Here is a 17,992-nt window from a genome sequence, read left to right on the forward strand (position 1 = left end):
GCTATTTGGTTCTACCCTACTTGAACGCCTTGATACTTCATTCGTAATTCTAATGCCTTCATCGCATCTGCAACATGTTCATGCTCAATTGCTAGCTTTAAGTCATTCAAATCAAATGTATCAAATACCGGGATTCCTCGTTCAATCGTAGCAAGCTCTTTACTAATAAAAACAGATTCTTTACCTTCTGTTAATTTCTTTTTATACCGATTAAACTTCGGATCTAACCCATCAAGTTGCTCGAACAATTGCTCTACATTTACATATTGTTGTATTAGTGGAAGTGCTGATTTCACTCCAACACCAGGGCAGCCTGGGATATTATCACTAGCATCACCTAACAACGCCTTCACATCAACCCACTGACTTGAATCGATGCCGTATTCTTCTCGGAAGTGATCAATGGTATAGACAGTTTCCTGACGTTTTTGTGCAATAATTTGTGACGTCTGTTTATTTAAAAGCTGTAATAAATCTTTATCATTACTATAGATCAAGCAGTTATCTTCTGTTTCACTCGTCCATTTCGTAGACAATGAACCAATCACATCATCCGCTTCATGAGGAGGTACCACCAACTGATTAATTCCCATTTGATCAAGAATTTTCGTTAATGTTTCATACTGCTGAATAAGAGGTGCTGGCAATTCATTTCTACTAGCTTTGTAGAAGTCATATTTCACTCTTCTACTTGTCTCTTCACGCTTTACGTCCCACGCAATTGCAAGATGACTAACACCGTGTCCATCTATTAAATTAAATAGTTTTTGGAAAAATACACGTAATGCATTTGTATATAATCCATCACTTGTTTTCGTAAGTTGGTCTTCTGATTTATTATAAGCAGTTGCAAAATAGCCTCTACTTAATAGATTGAAACCGTCAATTAATAATAAGTTCTGTTGCGTCATCCTGACTCCCCCTCGTCGATAAATTCTATTGTACCACTTCGTCGACTTTTTTTAAAAAACAAAATCTCTGCTCAATCATTTCCTGTCTATTTTTTTTATAATATCTGAATTTGGTCTGAAATTATCTTGTAGTCAGAAACAACATTCAGCAATTACAGGTAAGATTAAACAAAAAAGCAGGTGTCATATAATATGGCTCCTGCTTTTTGTTTAGTTCAGATATTTTCCGTGATCTGGAACTGCTATATTATCAAAACCATCCACTAATCTCTTTAATCCTGTTTTCAATCCTTCTCCTGAAACAGGTTGACCATGACCGGTCACCGCAACAATTGGATTTAGTTCCGCCAATTTCTCAACGGATTTTCTTGAAGCTTCCCAATCAGGAGTGAAATATCTAGGTGGTCCATTAACCTCGACCTCCTGTGTAAAGACTTTATATAACGCATCTTGTTTTACTGTAACAAATGCATCACCAACAATTAATGTCTGATCTTTTTCCCTAAAGAAAGAGACATGCCCATCTGTATGACCAGGTGTATGCAACCATTTAAAATCTGCCATGAAAGGAACAGTGCCATCAGCTGGCAAGGGCTTCACATGATTTGTTAAATCTATTGGTTCATTTGGGAATAAACCTGAAACTTTTGCAATAACCCCACCTTCTACACTCGGGTCTGGTTCAGGATAGCTTTTCACACCTGTCAGATACGGAATTTCTAATTCATGTGCGTAAACAGGAATATTCCAATAATTAACTAATTCCAAAATAGCTCCCACATGATCAAAATGTCCATGTGTCAGAATAATTGCTCTTGGTTGACGGTTGCCATATCTAGATTCTGTTACTTTTATAATCTCTTCTGCTGAATTTGGCATACCTGCATCAATCAAGACAAAATCATCAGCGTCTTTCTCACCAAATAAACAGATATTAACAATTTGTATAGTATAACAGTATATATCAGATAAAACTTCAACACCTACTCCATTACCAATAGATGTTGCTGGAATGAACTTGTAATCATCTCCATACTTCATTTCTTTTTCCATTTAAATGATCTCCTTTTAAAACACGTAATTTATTATAAGGATATTTATACTATTAGGATTTAAACGGAATTTATGTATTAAACTAAACTTCTCTTGTATGTCGATATTTTCATTTTTTGGTGCATTTACCGTGCCAACGTTCAGTTATAAACCATACTGTATACTAGCTGAGTGAAATACAATTAAAAGGGGGAATCCTCATGTTATTTGGACCACCACCGCAGCGCAACCCATACAGAGGTCCACAGCCACGAAGAAGACAACAATCAGCCATGAACTTTCCGCCTCAAAATAGACGTCCTTTTAGACAAAGTGAGAATCCATTCCAAAGAGATTTTATGATGCCTCAAAGGCCGCAACCTTATAATCAACAAAATCAAACAAAACAAAGTCCGGTGGAAGGGTTATCATCTCTTATTAAAGATGAAAACGGAAATATAGATATGAATAAGGTTGGCAGCAGTGTACAGCAAGTAATGGGCATTTACGGGCAAGCTGCCCCATTAATAAAAATGGTGCGCGGATTTTTCTAAAATTATAGTTGGTTGTTTAAAGGAATAACTTTAGGCTTATTCCTTTTTTTATTGCTTAAAATATAAAAAACTAGAATGAAATTAATCATCTGTAACAAATTAAGATCAAGATAAAGTGATGTTCATACTTTGAATATCTATTTAATGGAGGCATTTACTTAATAATGAATAGAGAATATATCGTTAATGCAATTAAAGAAGAGAATGTTGAATTTATCAGGCTTGAATTTACCGATTTGTTAGGTGATACGAAAAATGTAGAGGTTCCTGTTAGCGAAATTGATGCGGTGTTAGAAAAGAAAGTGATGTTTGATAGCTCTTCAATAGTTGGTTTCACCTCGATTGAGGCTAGTGATATGAACCTACATCCAGACTTAGAAACATTTAATATTGTCCCACCAGCACTTGAGGGTGGTGAAAGTGTTGCTCGTTTTATTTGTGACATTTACACACCAGAAGGAGAGCCATTTAAAGGTGATCCTCGTTCTATTTTAAAACGTGCTCTAAAAGAAGCTTCTGATTTAGGGTATGATGTTAAACTTGGACCTGAACCTGAATTTTTCTTATTTCAAAAAGATGAGCGTGGTTATCACACGAATGAATTAAATGATCGAGCTGGATACTTTGACACTTCTCCATTTGATAGAGGAGAAACTTGCAGGCGTAATATTGCTAAAACACTACAAAAGTTCGGATTCGTAATGGAAGCTTCTCATAAAGAAGTAGCAAACGGGCAACACGAAATTAATTGGCGTTTTGATAGCGGGTTAAACACAGCCGACAAAATTCAAACATTTAAATATGTCGTCCGTAATATTGCTGCAAATTACAACATGCATGCAACGTTCATGCCAAAACCCCTATCTGGCCAAAATGGTTCAGGTATGCACATTAATATTTCTCTATTTAAGGATAATAAGAATGCATTTTTTGATGAGAATAAAGAAGACAAGCTATCTGAAACAGCAAGATATTTTATATCAGGAGTCTTGAAGCATGCGAAAGCATTAACAGCTATCACCAATCCAACCATCAACTCTTATAAACGACTTGTACCTGGATATGAAGCTCCTGTTAGTGTGGCATGGTCTCACTCTAACAGAAGTTGTATGATACGTATCCCTGCAACAAGAGGTCAAGGTACTCGTTTCGAGGTGAGAAGCCCTGACCCTACAGCAAATCCATATTTAGCAATAGCTGCTCTTATTTATGCAGGTCTTTATGGCATAAAAGAACAATATGAACTTGGGCCTGTTGAGACACGCAACTTGTTTGAAGTCGAATCAGATGATGTTCCAACATTACCAACCAATCTAAAAGAAGCAATTGAGTTTCTAAAAAAAGATAACGTTATTTCCGATGCACTTGGAAAATATGCATTCCAAAAATTTATTGAAGAAAAAGAAGATGAATGGTTGGATTACAACCTTCAAGTAACCGAATGGGAACGAAAAAAGTATATGAGTAGATAAAGTGAACCTTCAATCAGTGGGGGGTTTGCCCTTCCCCCACTGATTGTTAGCTGAACCATTCGGGGTGTTAGCGTCCGTTTACTCCCACTTAAACAACTTTGATTTTTCTCGATGTTTTGAAGTGGGAGATTTACGGACGATTACACCGGGATAAAAGAAAAAACAACCTGCATTGTAGGTTGTTTTTTCACGTTTCAATTATTCAAAAATCGTATTTTGTAAAATTCCATGCGTTAAAATTGTAATGGTAGCTGAACCTAAAAATAACAAAACAGATAACCCCCAATATTTTACCTTATCCTGCTTTATTACGAATAAATTAAAAACGATAAAGATAATTAACATCAATACTATTGAGCCAATTCCAAATAGCGCAATTCCACCCTGATTTGCCCACGCCTGAAAAACCGAAAATAAATAAACAGGAAAACTGATAATACCTAAGATGATATTGCCAACACTCCACATTATTTTTTGTTGTTTCGTCAACTTTATCACTCCATTCTGTTATCTATTATTTACAAGCATAACATGGATAATTGATATTAAAAAATGTCACCAGCTTTTAGAAATCGTATTCCGCTTCTTTTTCTTCTCGTATTTTTGCATAGGTTTCTGTTAATAAAACAGTATCTTCTACTAACCGTTCAATTCGGAATAGCACATCATCATTTGTAAGTTCTTTTCGATAAAAGTTAGCTTCTTCAATAAACACATAGGTCTGCACAATTTGTGCTTTCATATAACCTAATATTGGTTTCAACTGGTTTTCTGCAATTAAGTAATGCTTTTGTGAACCAGCTGTTACAAGCATGCTGACTATTCTATCTCGAAAAGCATTAACCGGAAGTAAATCAAAAATGTTTTTTAATGTGGCTGGAATAGATGCCTGAAAAATTGGTGTTCCAATAATAATAGCGTCGGCTTCCATAATAGTTTTGGTCACATGTCCAGTGTCACCTTGATATTCCAAATAATTACGTCCATCACTAAATTGAATCTCATATTCAGCTAAATCAAGTAATGTCACTTCAGTGTCAGGATATTTTTCAGTAAGTGCTTTAATTGTGTAGTTCATCGCTGTTCTCGTTTTCGACCCAACATTAGAACCTGATAGTGCAGCAACCTTCATCTACTAACCCTCCAATTTCTTTGCTGTATATTTCTTAATAGCTGGTAAAATTTCTGATCCTATCAATTCAATGTTTTTCATCAATTTATCAAACGGCATGCCACCAAAATCAATTTGGGCAATATAACGTTGATGACCGAACTGTTCATGTTGATAAAGTATTTTTTCAATAATTTCTTGTGGACTACCAATATTCATTATATTATGCGGATCTACTCCTTGGGCAAAGTGCTGTTTTGGAAAACCTTGACCATTCGTTTTCTTCATACCTTCATTAATATGAGGATACAAATCTTTTAACGCCTGTTGTGATGTATCAGCTGCATAGAAGAAACCGGCTGTTGCAACAGGTAACTGTGCGGGATCAAAACCACCTCGACTTGCAGCCTCACGATAAGCATCAATTGTCCGTTTAAATATTGATGCCGGTCCACCCAAATGTGCCATGAACATTGGAACACCAGCATATCCTGCTTTAATCGCGCTAGCAGGTGTTCCACCAACTGCACGCCAAATCGGTAATGAACCATTTTGTGGACGTGGAATAATTTCTGCATTATTTAAAGCAGCGCGATATTCACCACTCCAATTTACTACTTCTTCTTCATTAATCTTTCGCAATAAATCAAATTTCTCCTCAAACAATCCTTCATAATCTCTAACATCATAACCCAATAAATCAAAAAGTCCAATTCTTGAAGCACGTCCAGCAATCAGCTCTGCTCTTCCCTTTGAAATCAAATCAAGCGTTGCAAAATTCTCATAGACACGAACTGGATCAGATGTAGAAATAATTGTACTTGAGCTGCCAATTTTTATCTTTTCTGTCGCCTGTGCAATAGCTGAAAGAACAACAGCGTGTGCTTGTGTTGCAAAATATGCTTGATGACTTTCCCCAACACTAAAAAAATCAAGTCCAGCCTGATCTGCTAGCTTTGCGTATTCAATAATTTCATGAATGCGTTGTTCTGCAGAAATACGCTCCCCCGTTAAAGGGTTCGCCAAATGATCGCCTAATGTATAAATTCCAAATTCTAAACCTTTACTTTGATCAATACGATAATTTTCCATATATATTTTTCAACCTCTTTTATGTTATAACTATACTTTTTGTAGAATTCTCTTTATAATCTATACCCTCAAAAGTTACTTGTACAATAAAATGCTTAAGATAAATCATTCCACCTAATAATCTTCATAGTTTGTCCAGCTGACTCATAGGATAAAACAGAAAAGGAGGTAGACAAATTGGGGATTTTTCATGAATTCCGCCTGTTTACGATGAAAGGTAGTGCAGTTGATATGGGGGTCGGTGTAGTATTAGGAGCTGCTTTTAGTGGATTTATTGATTCACTAGTCAAAGATATCCTCCTCCCACCAATTGGAATATTTTACAACAAAATGAATTTTGAAAACTTACACATTACATTAAGTGGACATCAGTATGATTCCTTAGCAGATGCTAGAGAAGCTGGTGTTGCAACAATAAATTATGGCTTGTTCATTACTGCAACCGTAAGATTCGTAATTGTTTTATTTGTAATATTTCTCGTTATTCGTCAAATTAATCGATGGAAAAAACCACATTTACATCCGTTAGATGCAATGGCAAAAAAAGATTGTCCTTATTGTTTTACATCCATTCCCAATCAAGCAATTATATGTCCAAATTGTTCCTCATCTATTAGTGATCCACCTGATAATTTTAATAAACAAAGTAAACCACGATTGAGAATCAGATAAAGTGAACCTTCAATCAGTGGGGGTTTTTGCCCTACCCTCACTGATTGTTAGCCCTAAAGCTTGACCTAAAGTCCTCTGAACCATTCGGGGTGTTAGCGTACGTTTATTCCCTGTTAAACAACTTTAATTTTTCTCGATGTTTTGAAGTGGGAGTCTTACGGACGATAACACTGGGATAAAAATATTTTTGTTTTTATATTTATGTTAATATATAACATATTTTTTTGGTCTACTATCTATCAATTCAATAAACTTAGAGATACAATTAGTGAGTGCAAAACATGGAAATATGTCGTATAATAAACATTAACACTCGAAATATGTTCCTATTTAATATTCGTTAGTTATTTAAATACACCTTTATAGGATTTGTTCAATTGCAAATTTTTTTAACTAATTTGCGCAACCGCTTTCACAAAATTAAGGAGTGAGAACCATTGTTGAAAAAAAACAAAATAAAAACAAAAAACAAAAAAACATTTTTTTCTCTTACATCTCTCTATGGAAAGTTACTGTCAGGTTTTTTAATTATCATTATGTTAACGATTTTTTTTGGTGCATTTAATTTATACTCATTAAATAATATTAAGAAAGAAACAGAAAACATTGTGGATCATGAACTTTCTGAATTACTTTTAATTGATCAATTGCGTTTAAATGTCTCCGAGCGAGTTAGTTTAACCCGGGCGTATGTTGTATTTGGTTATGAAGCGTATTTGGAACGTTATAACATTTTAATAGAAGAAAGCAATCAATTGGAAGAAGAATTGCAATCAAAAATAGACCATGAGATTTTAGACAAAACAATTGAGCATAGCAAAACATTAGCAATACAAACGCAAAATAATATATTTAACAAATATGATACTTCCGACAACACATTAGCAATTGAAAATTTAACTATTGTAAACACATTAACCGATCGGATTATAAATGGTTATGATGAACTTGCAGCCAATCAAGATGCAAAGATCACTTCTAGTGGTGAGACACTTATATCAAATACTAACTATTTATTAATCGTCGGTATCGCACTAATTGTAGTAATCACTATTATTGGATTAATTATCTCATTTTTCTTATCTCGTTCTATTAGTAATCCTATAAAAAAAGTCAGCGAAAGAATGCAATCGATTTCGCAAAAAGAATTAAATCACGAGCCATTACAAACAAAAAGAAATGATGAAGTTGGTGATTTAATTCATGCCACCAACGATATGACATTTCAATTACAAGAATTATTAGAGGAAATTAAAAAAACTTCTGGGGAAGTAAAAAAACAAACCAATCATCTAAATTTTACTACTGATGAGGTAAACAAGGGTAGTGAACAAATTGCAGCGACAATGCAAGAATTGTCTTTAGGTGCACAAAATCAAGCTAATACATCTACAGACTTAGCACAAAATATGGCCTCCTTCCATACAATCATCCAAGAAGCTAATGAAAAAGGAAATCAAGTCAGTGAAGGTGCAAATAATGTTGTTCAATTGACGGAAGATGGAAGTAATGTTATGCAACAATCTGTCCAACAAATGGAGGCAATTGATGCGATAGTGAAAAAGTCAGTCAACAAAGTAAGTGATTTAAGAGACCAATCTACAAAAATAAATAAGATTGTAGATGTAATTAAAGATATAGCTGATCAAACAAATTTATTAGCCTTAAACGCTGCAATTGAAGCTGCAAGAGCTGGTGAGCACGGTAAAGGCTTTGCGGTTGTTGCAGATGAGGTAAGAAAATTAGCCGAACAAGTATCTGTTTCAATCTCTGATATTACTTCAATTGTTACCGACATAACAAAAGAAACTGATTCAGTTACTAAAACATTAGAGACAGGTTATGAACAAGTTGAAAAAGGAACCAGTCATTTAACTACAACTAAGCAAACATTCCAAAGTATAGAAACTGCTATTCGCGACATGCGTAAGGATGTTACAGCCATTTCTGATAACTTAGGTACAATTAAAAACTCTAGTGAAAAAATGCATACTGCTATAGAAGACATTGCTGCAATTTCAGAAGAGTCTGCAGCTGGTGTTGAAGAGACTACCGCTTCTACTGAAACAACTAAAGAAGCAATGGACCGTGTATCAGTTGCTTCTAAGTCACTAACTGACCTTACAAATAATTTAAATAACCTAATCAACAAATTTAAATTGTAACTAACTAGGAATTTTAATTAACTATAAAAAAAGGACGAGGTTTACCTCATCCTTTTTTGTTACAGTAAAACTTGGTGGTACGGACAGCTTATATTGCTAGAGCACCACTTTTTGTCTAATAAAAGTAAAATTATACTTAATAGTGTGTATTATCTTCTTGCGCATTCAAATTCAGAATCGCTCTTTCCATCTGTTGCTGTGCTTCTTCCACACGTAACTGTGCTTCGAATAACGGTTCAGTTGATGTGCCGCTTCCATTAATCGCTTTACCACGTGCACCTTGAATTTTGTCTTGAACATTTCGTAACTCTTCATGAAGCTGTTGCATCTTATCAAGGTCTGCATTATTTTTCGCATGGTTAGCTGCATCCTCTAATTTTCGAGAAACTTCTGTGAGTTGCTGTATCTCAAATTCATTTTGAATAGGCATAATTTTTTTCCTCCATATCTATAGTCAATCAATAGTTTTTACCGTATTCCTAAATCATACTCTTTACTTTTCAAAATTTTCACCGGAAACTTTACTCTTAATGAAAATCTGTTAATCTGGGTAGAATAAAAATTATTACATTTTAAAAGGAGGGTATTACTATGTCAAAACAGTTGATATTGGCCTCGTCATCCCCAAGGAGACAGGGACTCTTAGAACAAGTTAATATTCCCTTCAGCATTCGAAAACCGGACATAGATGAATCGCAAATTAAAACAAATGATCCTTATGAAAAAGTAAAGCAATTAGCGATACGAAAAGCTCAAGAAGTTCAAATTGAAACTGAGGATGAAGTAATCTTAACTGCTGATACGGTTGTTTCTTATAATCAAACTATATTTGAGAAACCAAAAAATAAAGAAGAAGCTTATAAAATGATTGCTTCCCTAAGTGGAGAGATACATGAGGTATTTACCGGTTTTATGATTAAATCATTAGATAATGAGGTTGTATTTGTTGAAAGAACAAAGGTTGAATTTTGGCCTTTATCATCAGATGAAATCAATTGGTACATATCCACAAAAGATCCTTATGATAAAGCAGGTGCTTACGGAATTCAAAGTTATGGAGCAATGTTTGTTAAACAAATATTTGGTGACTATTACAATGTTGTTGGGTTACCTATCTCACGCGTTGTTAGGGAATTGAGGAATTTTTCTATTTACCCGAAAAATAGCTAATAAAGAAAACTTAGCTAGCACCAAGCCTCCTGGCGCCAGTGATTGCCTAGTTGCACTTATACTGATTTCCTAGAAATTTTTACTACGTTGAATATTCACCCATGCTAAAATTTTATACTTTCCTATCAGTGTAAAAAAGGCTGTTATTACAATCAGCCTTTTTATCAGTTGTTAAAAACGTTAATAATATTTTCGTGCGTAGCTCCAAACATACTTAACCGATAATTTTTTGATAACATTTCCAATAACTTTATGCCAGCAATACTATTTCCTTTATCATCTAATGCTGGACCAAAAATACCAATACCAAATCTTCCCGGGACTGCCCCCATAATACCACCAGCTACGCCACTTTTGGCAGGGATCCCAATATTTATGGCAAATTCACCAGAAGCATTATACATGCCACATGTCACCATAAATGTTTTACAAATACGCGCCACTTCTTTCGGTATCACTTGTTTAGACGTCTCTGGATCTACGCCATCCATCGCAAACACCATACCAATGCGAGCAAGATGCAAGCAGTTCATTTCAATCGCACACTGTTTTGTATATAGATTCAATAGTTGTTCTACATCCTCATTCATGCGGTTATGCTGTTTTAAAAAATAACATAACGCTCGATTCAAATCAGCTGTTTCATATTCAGAACGAGCTATTTCCTCGCTATAACCGATTGTTGAATCGTTTGCTAATGTTTGAATAAACGCTAAAAGTCGGTCAAGCTTCTCATCATTTGTACTCCCTTTTAACAAATGTGTAACAACTAGAGCACCAGCATTAATCATAGGATTAAGTGGTTTAGCAGGGATCATTGTTTCTAATTTAGCAATCGAGTTAAATGGGTCTCCAGTTGGTTCCATCCCAACATGTTCAAATACCTCTTTTGACCCTCTATCTATCAAAACAAGTGCTAAACTAATTACTTTTGAAATACTTTGAAGGGTAAACTTTTCGCTTACATCACCAGCTGAGACACAGTGACCATCGGGATAGTTAATAGCAATTGATAAATCATTTGGATTTGCTTTTCCAAGTGCAGGGATATAATCGGCAACTTTTCCATCCTTTGTATAAGTCCTTGCTTCCTCAACTAATGTCTTAAGTTCCTTGTTTGATTCACAAAACATACACATCACCCCTTACTAGTATGAACAGTTAGTGTTGCTAATATTATAAGAAGATATACAAACAAAAATTTAATAATCTAACAAAGTGGAGGCATTCCCCTGTTCCGATATGGAAAAGGAAAATGCCTCCACGTTAATATCCAATATCTTTCGTTATGTGTTACGAACCAACTCCAATTACTTCCAACAATACTTTTCCTGAGTGTGAGGTGAAATGTAATGTTATATTGTTTATGTCTTCTTTCTCAAATTCTTGGTTTACTTCTTCAAATGCTTCAATTGGTATTGCAAAAGTTTGAAAAATAGGCTCCCATGCGTTTTCGTATTTTCCATCTCTAAAATACCTATCCATTAATCCAAAGTGGGTATACTTTGTTAAAATAACTGGTGGAAATGGAATAAAGTCATCTAATGAATGCTCTACAAAAATACCATCCGCTGCTAACTCAACCTGAATATCTGGTATGTCTTCTTCAGTTTGCAAATTCGCCATTCTTATATAGATATATCTGATGTTCTCCGAATCAAGATTGCTTAAATAGTTGTCTGGTAGACTAATACTGTATGTCGCATGATCTTCCCATTCAAGCAGAGTCGCATCGACAGGTCGATTATTACCACGTCGGTCCTCTGGTGTGATCCATTTCCATACATTAAATCCATCTGCAGTAGCAATAACTCCATTTTCAAATACCGCTTTATCATCTTGATGTTCTATGATCGGCGTATAAGTTGAATTTTGGTATTTACTAACTAGAGTCGTATCAGGTAACCAGTGTTTTCCATATTGATAGTCTCGAAAAAGTTTTTCGTAGGAGGTTTTATTATGGAATACTCTTTCAAAAAATGCTGAAATATAAACTTTAGCTATTTGACGTTGACTTTCTGGTTCCATTATTTGCGCCTGATTCAGAAAAAGCCCTCTTGGTAAGCTATTGTCCATTCGTCCCCAGTTTGTATTGAATTGACTATGATTTGCATCTTCTATATAAAGAGAAGCTTTAAATCCATCGCTCTCCTTATCAAAATTGGTACGATAAAATTGTCGCTCACCACGTAGATTATTCACATCACCATCTCTTGCTCCTTGCAATAGTAGATAAGAAATATTATCTAAACGAGGACGCTTTCCTTTTATTATTTTATCTGTTGGGGCAAGTGATACAACTCCTTTAATTTGAATGTTTTCCATACTATCTACGAATCTATTATCATCAAAAAATCTTTCATAATCAGCAACCATCTGAACAGCCTGACCTCCTCGTGAGTGACCGATTAAACCAACCCGTTCGAAATCTATTTTGTTGAATAAAGCAGTTTCAGTATTTTGATTCATTTCTTGTAGTTGAATAAAATGTTCCAGTATCGTCCAGACACGCAATTCATAATTACGATTAGGACTCCCTGAAGTATTTGAATAATTAATGAAATCCTCATCAACAGAAATGGTAAGGAAGCCTCGACTTGCTAATAACTCTCCTAAGTAATCATATCCACTGGTTGAAAAATCCTCCATTGTATGATTTCCGTGGACAATTAGTATGACTGGAAAAGGTCCATCGCCTTTGGGAAGCCATACCCTTCCGTTAACAGGTAACTCTGATTGATCAAATCCCCAAAACTCTTGTCGTTTTTCACCCCATTTAGTTATAAAACTAGAAGCATCTACGGCTTTGGTAGTAATATCAACACTCTCACCAAACTCTTTTCGATATTTATCGTTTCCATTACCATAAGTTAAAAATGTATAAGGATAATCCCCTTTTTCAGCAGGGTTTTCATCTAAAATCATATCTGTAACATCTGCAAAAGCCGGTTGCGATTTTACACTTTGATTTTTGTTTTCTATTGTATAAAAAACAAGATAAATGGTAGTCGATATAAGTACTGTAGGCAGAAGAAATAGAATAACTACTTTCCTCATTCTTTTATGACAAATAAGGAGCAAAATTAGGACAACTAATAAGCTAACTATGCTGTAGCTAACACCCACAATATAGGAAAAGACTTCCCCACTATTTTCATTTAGTAACATGACAATACTAGAATATATTGCATAACTAATACTCCCCAAAAACAGACGTGGTAAGGGAAGGTAAATAAGAGATAGGAATACACCAATAATGACCGTCCATAAGAGAAAATAGAGTCCATTAATTGAAACTGCCTTCCATATATCCATGTACCGCGAAACAAAACCTACACCTGTTGGATTTCCCAGCGCTTCTATTATACTAGCTATAGTTGTCGCCATGAATAAACCAATAATAAACCAAGTTGCAATGATACGATCTCTTTCTGGAGTTCTTACCAGTCGTCGACATAACCATTGTCCTACCTTAACAAAAAAATTTCTCACTACTCCACCACCTAAAATTCCGATGTAGATTACTATTATATGTTTCTATATTACCATTTATATAAGCGATAAGCATGGACTTTTAATGTCTTTATGTTGTTGGTGTGTCTGCTAAACCTGTAACCTTCATTTTTAACTGTTACCAATAACAAGATGAGGCATGCAAGTATTTCTAACATCTTTTCCAATCTTCTTCACTTCCCATTGATGATGATAGTGATGTTCAGTCGCCAATTGAATAGCCTGATTTTCGTTAGGTGCAGATATAACAGATTCATAACCATTGCAAGTAGTACATTTTAAATAATATAAATAAAATGGTGGGTGTTTGATATACTTGCGCAAACCAAGAATTTGCTCTAACTTTTTTTCGAATTTCTCTAAGTTTGCTATGGAGTGTTTACTTTCTTTATCGTAGCTTTGTGTATCACCTAAATAATGGTCAATTTCTTTTACAAATCCATCATCAAAAATAACTTTTGTAATACAAGAAGGTTGATCGGTAGCAAACATATCTGGTTCGGGATAAGTAAACGAGCGATAATCAAATTCTTTTAATAGCATTTCGATTTTCTTTATTTTGCTTTTAGTTATGTTAAAATCTGCTTTCCCAAGATGATAAACGGACCATTGACCGTTCCATTGAACATTTCCAATGTTGTTCACTATTACTTGATACTCTGGACAGTCACCCATACAAGGTGTTCTGGATATAAATATTTCAGTAAACATTGTCTCATCACCTTTTCATTTAATCTATCTATACAATACTATAGACATAATTAAAACATAATAAAAGAGCATACTTATTTTCTATTATGTTGCACAATGAGTTATAAACTTTATATTTAGCTATTACACCTTCAGGGTCACTTACAAATGGGGTTCCTTTTACTATAGGTAAAAGTTTTGCACCATAGCATATTTCATGGTAGAATATAACTAATTCAATATGGTTATCAAGAGTGAACGAGAGTACTGGCTCTATGACTTCACAGCAACCTACCTGAACAGGTAAGGTGCTCCCTCCAGCAAAGCAAAATTTGCTTTGAATGATAACGAACGGTGCTTTAGCCCTTTGTATGCATTCATTGCTGCAAAGGGCTTTTTCAATCTCATTGGTCTTGAAACCTATTGGTATGAAAATAATAGGAGGAATGCTAAATGAACACGACTGGATTTATTCGCGGCTATATGGCTAAAAATCAAGAAGGAGAAAAATATTTGTATCATGTAGTTAGGGTGGTTGAGCAGCAACTTCAGGAATTGGATGAAAACTATAAGGTAGAGTTAATGAAATCAGAGGGCTGTTATACGATTTCAATCCAGGGAAACAAGCCAACTTTAGAAGTTATCATTTCAAACTCTAACTTATTAGAACTTCAGTCTCGCTCACCATATTCCTTGGACAGATATATTTGGACAGATCTAAAGAAAAAAGGTGTGGATTTTAAAGAAGCAACTGGGAATTATTTAGAATACGTATTTATATAAGTTATCGTTTTCTAACATAAACAATTAAATACGTTACATTCAAAAGAATTCATGTAGACTCTGAATAGATTTAAGGTTAAATGGGAAAAAGCATATAGAGGAGGAGTCTATATGCAGGTAACAGCGTTCGCATTTGCAATAATACTAGCAAGTATGCATATCTTTGCTAAGAATTTGCGTTTTATACGTATTATTCCTAGAAGTCGGTTTCTATCATTAGGTGGCGGTGTATCTGTCGGGTATGTATTCATTCATATCCTACCTGAATTAACGGAACATCAAAGTGTAATAGAACATAAAAGATTTTTGCTTTCTTATCTTGAACACCATGTATATTTACTGGCAATGCTTGGTTTAGTGATATTTTATATTTTAGAAAGTATCGCCAAGAAATCTCAGAGAAAAAATCAGCAAGACACAGGTAAAAAACAACCAAAGAAAAAAACCTTTTGGATTCATATCAGTTCCTTTGCAATCTATAACGGGCTAATCGGATATTTACTTATTCATAGAGATTCAGAAGGGCTATTAAATTTGATTTTATATGTAATTGCTATGGCATTACATTTTATTGTCGTTGATTATGGCTTACGAACTCATCACAAAGATATCTATAATCGTATTGGTCGATGGTTATTAGCTTTAGCTGTAATGATCGGATGGGGAATCGGTGTCATAACTGAAATACCCGAATCAGCTTTAGCCCTACTTTTTGCATTTTTATCCGGTGCAATTATTCTAAATGTGTTAAAGGAGGAACTACCTGAAGATCGAGAAAGCAGTACTTGGGCATTTTCATTAGGAGCAATTGGATATGTAGTTCTCCTTTTAACTATCGCTTAGAGGAAAATTTGATACCTTTTCTGGTCAATTATCAAATTAATAGTACACAATGTTTAAACTTTTAATTAACACCATGTTTTTCTTCTTTTGCAATAGAAATCTGGAACGTTTTCTCATTTGAGAGAACGTTCTTTTTTTCATTAAGGTACAGCTCCTCTTTCATACCCCAACATATATAATAGAGCCAGTAATAATCGTTTTGCAAATAAAAAACGCTTCTTACAAAGTGTAAGAAACGTTGATATAATAGCATTTTTATGTACTTAAAGTACCGGTGGTCGGGGTCGAACCGACACTCCAGAAGGAACACGATTTTGAGTCGTGCGCGTCTGCCAATTCCGCCACACCGGCATATTGTGTATGGAGGCGGTAACCGGATTTGAACCGGTGATAAAGGTTTTGCAGACCTCTGCCTTACCACTTGGCTATACCGCCATAATAAAAGTATATAAAAATGGAGCGGAAGACGGGATTCGAACCCGCGACCCCCACCTTGGCAAGGTGATGTTCTACCACTGAACTACTTCCGCAATATAATGGCTGGGCTAGCTGGATTCGAACCAGCGCATGACGATACCAAAAACCGTTGCCTTACCGCTTGGCTATAGCCCAATAATATATGGGGCGACCGGTGGGAATTGAACCCACGAATGCCGGAACCACAATCCGGTGCGTTAACCCCTTCGCCACGACCGCCATAACTAAAAAAACAGGGGTAGTAGGAATTGAACCCACACCGGAGGTTTTGGAGACCTCTGTTCTACCTTTAAACTATACCCCTACAATATGAAATTTCATGAAATAAAAAAAATGGTGGAGGGAGTAGGACTCGAACCTACGAACCCGATGGGAGCGGATTTACAGTCCGCCGCGTTTGGCCAACTTCGCTATCCCTCCACTATTTAAAAAGTGGTGGCTCGGGACGGAATCGAACCGCCGACACACGGATTTTCAGTCCGTTGCTCTACCAACTGAGCTACCGAGCCAGATAAAATTGGTATATAATTACTTATATATTAAAAGTGGCGGTCCGGACGGGACTCGAACCCGCGACCTCCTGCGTGACAGGCAGGCATTCTAACCAACTGAACTACCGGACCAATTTTGGTTGCGGGGGCAAGATTTGAACTTGCGACCTTCGGGTTATGAGCCCGACGAGCTACCAGACTGCTCCACCCCGCGATAATGTAGAATTTTTATTAATTCTAGTATATTAATTTAGTGTTTTAAAATGGTGGAGGATGCAGGGCTCGAACCTGCGACCCCCTGCTTGTAAGGCAGGTGCTCTCCCAGCTGAGCTAATCCTCCAATTTGGTGACCCGTACGGGATTCGAACCCGTGTTACCGCCGTGAAAGGGCGGTGTCTTAACCGCTTGACCAACGGGCCCATATACAATCGATTTCTAAGTAACAGTGGCGGAGAGCGAGGGATTCGAACCCTCGAAACCGCGGTAGCGGTTTACACGATTTCCAATCGTGCTCCTTCGGCCACTCGGACAGCTCTCCATATGGCTCCACAGGTAGGATTCGAACCTACGACCGATCGGTTAACAGCCGATAGCTCTACCACTGAGCTACTGTGGAATGGATACACGCCTGGCGACGTCCTACTCTCGCAGGGGCAAAGCCCCAACTACCATGGGCGCTGAAGAGCTTAACTACTGTGTTCGGCATGGGAACAGGTGTGACCTCTTCGCTATTGTCACCAGATCATTCAGAGTGAATCGAAGTAATTTCTTTTTCAATGACAAGAAATATTATACCTGATTCTCAGAATAAAATCAATACTTTTAAAGGAAAAATATTATTTATACCTTCAAAACTAGATAAGAAGTACAACAAGACAACATATATATTATAGTTAAGTCCTCGATCTATTAGTATTCGTCAGCTACACGTGTCACCACGCTTCCACCTCGAACCTATCAACCTCATCGTCTCTGAGGGATCTTACTCTAAATGATGAGAAGTCTCATCTTGAGGG

16 protein-coding genes, 14 tRNA genes, 2 rRNA genes and 1 riboswitch are annotated in these 17,992 nt (G+C 35.9%); of the genes, 7 read left to right on the forward strand and 25 right to left on the reverse strand.

Annotation, left to right across the window (positions count from 1 at the left end):
• Window positions 1-11: 11 nt before the first annotated feature.
• Both D2K40_RS04720 and D2K40_RS04725 read right to left on the reverse strand, forming a co-directional pair.
• Window positions 12-911 carry a 5'-3' exonuclease gene (locus tag D2K40_RS04720; RefSeq protein ID WP_117153484.1) on the reverse strand — a complete coding sequence of 300 codons (900 nt, stop codon included), beginning with the start codon at window positions 909-911 and terminating at the stop codon, window positions 12-14.
• A gap of 210 nt (window positions 912-1,121) precedes the next feature.
• The gene (locus D2K40_RS04725; RefSeq protein WP_117153486.1) at window positions 1,122-1,964 is read right to left on the reverse strand and encodes an MBL fold metallo-hydrolase; all 843 of its coding nucleotides are present in this window, start codon (window positions 1,962-1,964) and stop codon (window positions 1,122-1,124) included.
• Between the two features lie 200 nt (window positions 1,965-2,164).
• On the opposite strand from D2K40_RS04725, the gene D2K40_RS04730 reads away from it, so the two are divergent.
• Window positions 2,165-2,497 carry a YppG family protein gene (locus D2K40_RS04730; protein ID WP_117153488.1) on the forward strand — a complete coding sequence of 111 codons (333 nt, stop codon included), beginning with the start codon at window positions 2,165-2,167 and terminating at the stop codon, window positions 2,495-2,497.
• Window positions 2,498-2,661: 164 nt separating this feature from the next.
• Entirely contained in the window at window positions 2,662-3,969 is a 1,308-nt protein-coding gene (gene glnA / locus D2K40_RS04735) for a type I glutamate--ammonia ligase (protein ID WP_117153490.1), read from the forward strand.
• A gap of 198 nt (window positions 3,970-4,167) precedes the next feature.
• Here the strand turns inward: glnA and D2K40_RS04740 are convergent, their stop codons facing one another.
• From D2K40_RS04740 to D2K40_RS04750, 3 genes are all read right to left on the reverse strand, one after another.
• The gene (locus tag D2K40_RS04740) at window positions 4,168-4,458 is read right to left on the reverse strand and encodes a hypothetical protein (protein ID WP_117153492.1); all 291 of its coding nucleotides are present in this window, start codon (window positions 4,456-4,458) and stop codon (window positions 4,168-4,170) included.
• A gap of 76 nt (window positions 4,459-4,534) precedes the next feature.
• Complete coding sequence (locus D2K40_RS04745) at window positions 4,535-5,101, reverse strand: NADPH-dependent FMN reductase (protein ID WP_117153494.1); 567 nt, start codon at window positions 5,099-5,101, stop codon at window positions 4,535-4,537.
• 3 nt (window positions 5,102-5,104) lie between these two features.
• Window positions 5,105-6,172, reverse strand: a complete 1,068-nt coding sequence (locus D2K40_RS04750) for an LLM class flavin-dependent oxidoreductase (protein WP_117153496.1) — start codon at window positions 6,170-6,172, stop codon at window positions 5,105-5,107.
• Between the two features lie 177 nt (window positions 6,173-6,349).
• Between D2K40_RS04750 and mscL the strand changes: the two genes are divergently transcribed.
• Window positions 6,350-6,844 (forward strand): large conductance mechanosensitive channel protein MscL, encoded by a 495-nt coding sequence (mscL, locus tag D2K40_RS04755; protein WP_117153498.1) that lies wholly within the window; start codon window positions 6,350-6,352, stop codon window positions 6,842-6,844.
• A 437-nt stretch (window positions 6,845-7,281) separates the two neighbouring features.
• Complete coding sequence (locus D2K40_RS04760) at window positions 7,282-9,009, forward strand: methyl-accepting chemotaxis protein (protein WP_117153500.1); 1,728 nt, start codon at window positions 7,282-7,284, stop codon at window positions 9,007-9,009.
• A 136-nt stretch (window positions 9,010-9,145) separates the two neighbouring features.
• On the opposite strand, the gene D2K40_RS04765 is transcribed toward D2K40_RS04760, so the two are convergent.
• Window positions 9,146-9,439 (reverse strand): hypothetical protein, encoded by a 294-nt coding sequence (locus D2K40_RS04765; RefSeq protein ID WP_117153502.1) that lies wholly within the window; start codon window positions 9,437-9,439, stop codon window positions 9,146-9,148.
• A 161-nt stretch (window positions 9,440-9,600) separates the two neighbouring features.
• Here D2K40_RS04765 and D2K40_RS04770 point away from each other — a divergent pair, with 161 nt between their 5' ends.
• The gene (locus tag D2K40_RS04770; protein WP_117153504.1) at window positions 9,601-10,179 is read left to right on the forward strand and encodes a Maf family protein; all 579 of its coding nucleotides are present in this window, start codon (window positions 9,601-9,603) and stop codon (window positions 10,177-10,179) included.
• A 164-nt stretch (window positions 10,180-10,343) separates the two neighbouring features.
• Here D2K40_RS04770 and glsA read toward each other — a convergent pair whose 3' ends face one another.
• From glsA to D2K40_RS04785, 3 genes are all read right to left on the reverse strand, one after another.
• The gene (glsA, locus tag D2K40_RS04775) at window positions 10,344-11,312 is read right to left on the reverse strand and encodes a glutaminase A (RefSeq protein ID WP_117153506.1); all 969 of its coding nucleotides are present in this window, start codon (window positions 11,310-11,312) and stop codon (window positions 10,344-10,346) included.
• 160 nt (window positions 11,313-11,472) lie between these two features.
• Window positions 11,473-13,671, reverse strand: a complete 2,199-nt coding sequence (locus D2K40_RS04780) for an alpha/beta hydrolase family protein (RefSeq protein WP_117153508.1) — start codon at window positions 13,669-13,671, stop codon at window positions 11,473-11,475.
• Between the two features lie 132 nt (window positions 13,672-13,803).
• Window positions 13,804-14,403, reverse strand: a complete 600-nt coding sequence (locus D2K40_RS04785; RefSeq protein ID WP_117153510.1) for a DUF6438 domain-containing protein — start codon at window positions 14,401-14,403, stop codon at window positions 13,804-13,806.
• 221 nt (window positions 14,404-14,624) lie between these two features.
• Window positions 14,625-14,733, forward strand: a riboswitch (SAM riboswitch).
• A 102-nt stretch (window positions 14,734-14,835) separates the two neighbouring features.
• Here D2K40_RS04785 and D2K40_RS04790 point away from each other — a divergent pair.
• Both D2K40_RS04790 and D2K40_RS04795 read left to right on the forward strand, forming a co-directional pair.
• On the forward strand, window positions 14,836-15,165 hold the full coding sequence (locus tag D2K40_RS04790) for a hypothetical protein (RefSeq protein WP_117153512.1): 330 nt from the start codon (window positions 14,836-14,838) through the stop codon (window positions 15,163-15,165).
• 111 nt (window positions 15,166-15,276) lie between these two features.
• Window positions 15,277-16,008, forward strand: coding sequence for a hypothetical protein (locus D2K40_RS04795; RefSeq protein ID WP_117153514.1), 732 nt, complete (start codon window positions 15,277-15,279; stop codon window positions 16,006-16,008).
• Window positions 16,009-16,277: 269 nt separating this feature from the next.
• Here the strand turns inward: D2K40_RS04795 and D2K40_RS04800 are convergent.
• The 16 genes from D2K40_RS04800 to D2K40_RS04875 all read right to left on the reverse strand — a co-directional run.
• A tRNA-Leu gene (locus D2K40_RS04800) sits at window positions 16,278-16,359 on the reverse strand.
• A gap of 10 nt (window positions 16,360-16,369) precedes the next feature.
• Window positions 16,370-16,443 (reverse strand) — tRNA-Cys (locus D2K40_RS04805).
• 20 nt (window positions 16,444-16,463) lie between these two features.
• Window positions 16,464-16,538: transfer RNA gene (locus D2K40_RS04810), tRNA-Gly, on the reverse strand.
• 7 nt (window positions 16,539-16,545) lie between these two features.
• Window positions 16,546-16,620: transfer RNA gene (locus tag D2K40_RS04815), tRNA-Gln, on the reverse strand.
• Between the two features lie 8 nt (window positions 16,621-16,628).
• Window positions 16,629-16,704 (reverse strand) — tRNA-His (locus D2K40_RS04820).
• A 14-nt stretch (window positions 16,705-16,718) separates the two neighbouring features.
• Window positions 16,719-16,789: transfer RNA gene (locus tag D2K40_RS04825), tRNA-Trp, on the reverse strand.
• Between the two features lie 30 nt (window positions 16,790-16,819).
• Window positions 16,820-16,905 (reverse strand) — tRNA-Tyr (locus D2K40_RS04830).
• Window positions 16,906-16,918: 13 nt separating this feature from the next.
• Window positions 16,919-16,994 (reverse strand) — tRNA-Phe (locus tag D2K40_RS04835).
• A gap of 37 nt (window positions 16,995-17,031) precedes the next feature.
• Window positions 17,032-17,108 (reverse strand) — tRNA-Asp (locus D2K40_RS04840).
• Between the two features lie 5 nt (window positions 17,109-17,113).
• A tRNA-Met gene (locus D2K40_RS04845) sits at window positions 17,114-17,190 on the reverse strand.
• A gap of 50 nt (window positions 17,191-17,240) precedes the next feature.
• Window positions 17,241-17,316, reverse strand: a tRNA-Val gene (locus D2K40_RS04850).
• Window positions 17,317-17,320: 4 nt separating this feature from the next.
• Window positions 17,321-17,395 (reverse strand) — tRNA-Glu (locus D2K40_RS04855).
• Window positions 17,396-17,422: 27 nt separating this feature from the next.
• Window positions 17,423-17,514: transfer RNA gene (locus tag D2K40_RS04860), tRNA-Ser, on the reverse strand.
• Between the two features lie 3 nt (window positions 17,515-17,517).
• Window positions 17,518-17,592: transfer RNA gene (locus tag D2K40_RS04865), tRNA-Asn, on the reverse strand.
• A 10-nt stretch (window positions 17,593-17,602) separates the two neighbouring features.
• Window positions 17,603-17,718 (reverse strand): 5S ribosomal RNA (gene rrf, locus D2K40_RS04870).
• A 147-nt stretch (window positions 17,719-17,865) separates the two neighbouring features.
• Window positions 17,866-17,992, reverse strand: a 23S ribosomal RNA gene (locus D2K40_RS04875); the annotation flags it as partial.

It is taken from the genome of Paraliobacillus quinghaiensis, assembly GCF_003426025.1.
Taxonomy (GTDB): domain Bacteria; phylum Bacillota; class Bacilli; order Bacillales; family Amphibacillaceae; genus Paraliobacillus_A; species Paraliobacillus_A quinghaiensis.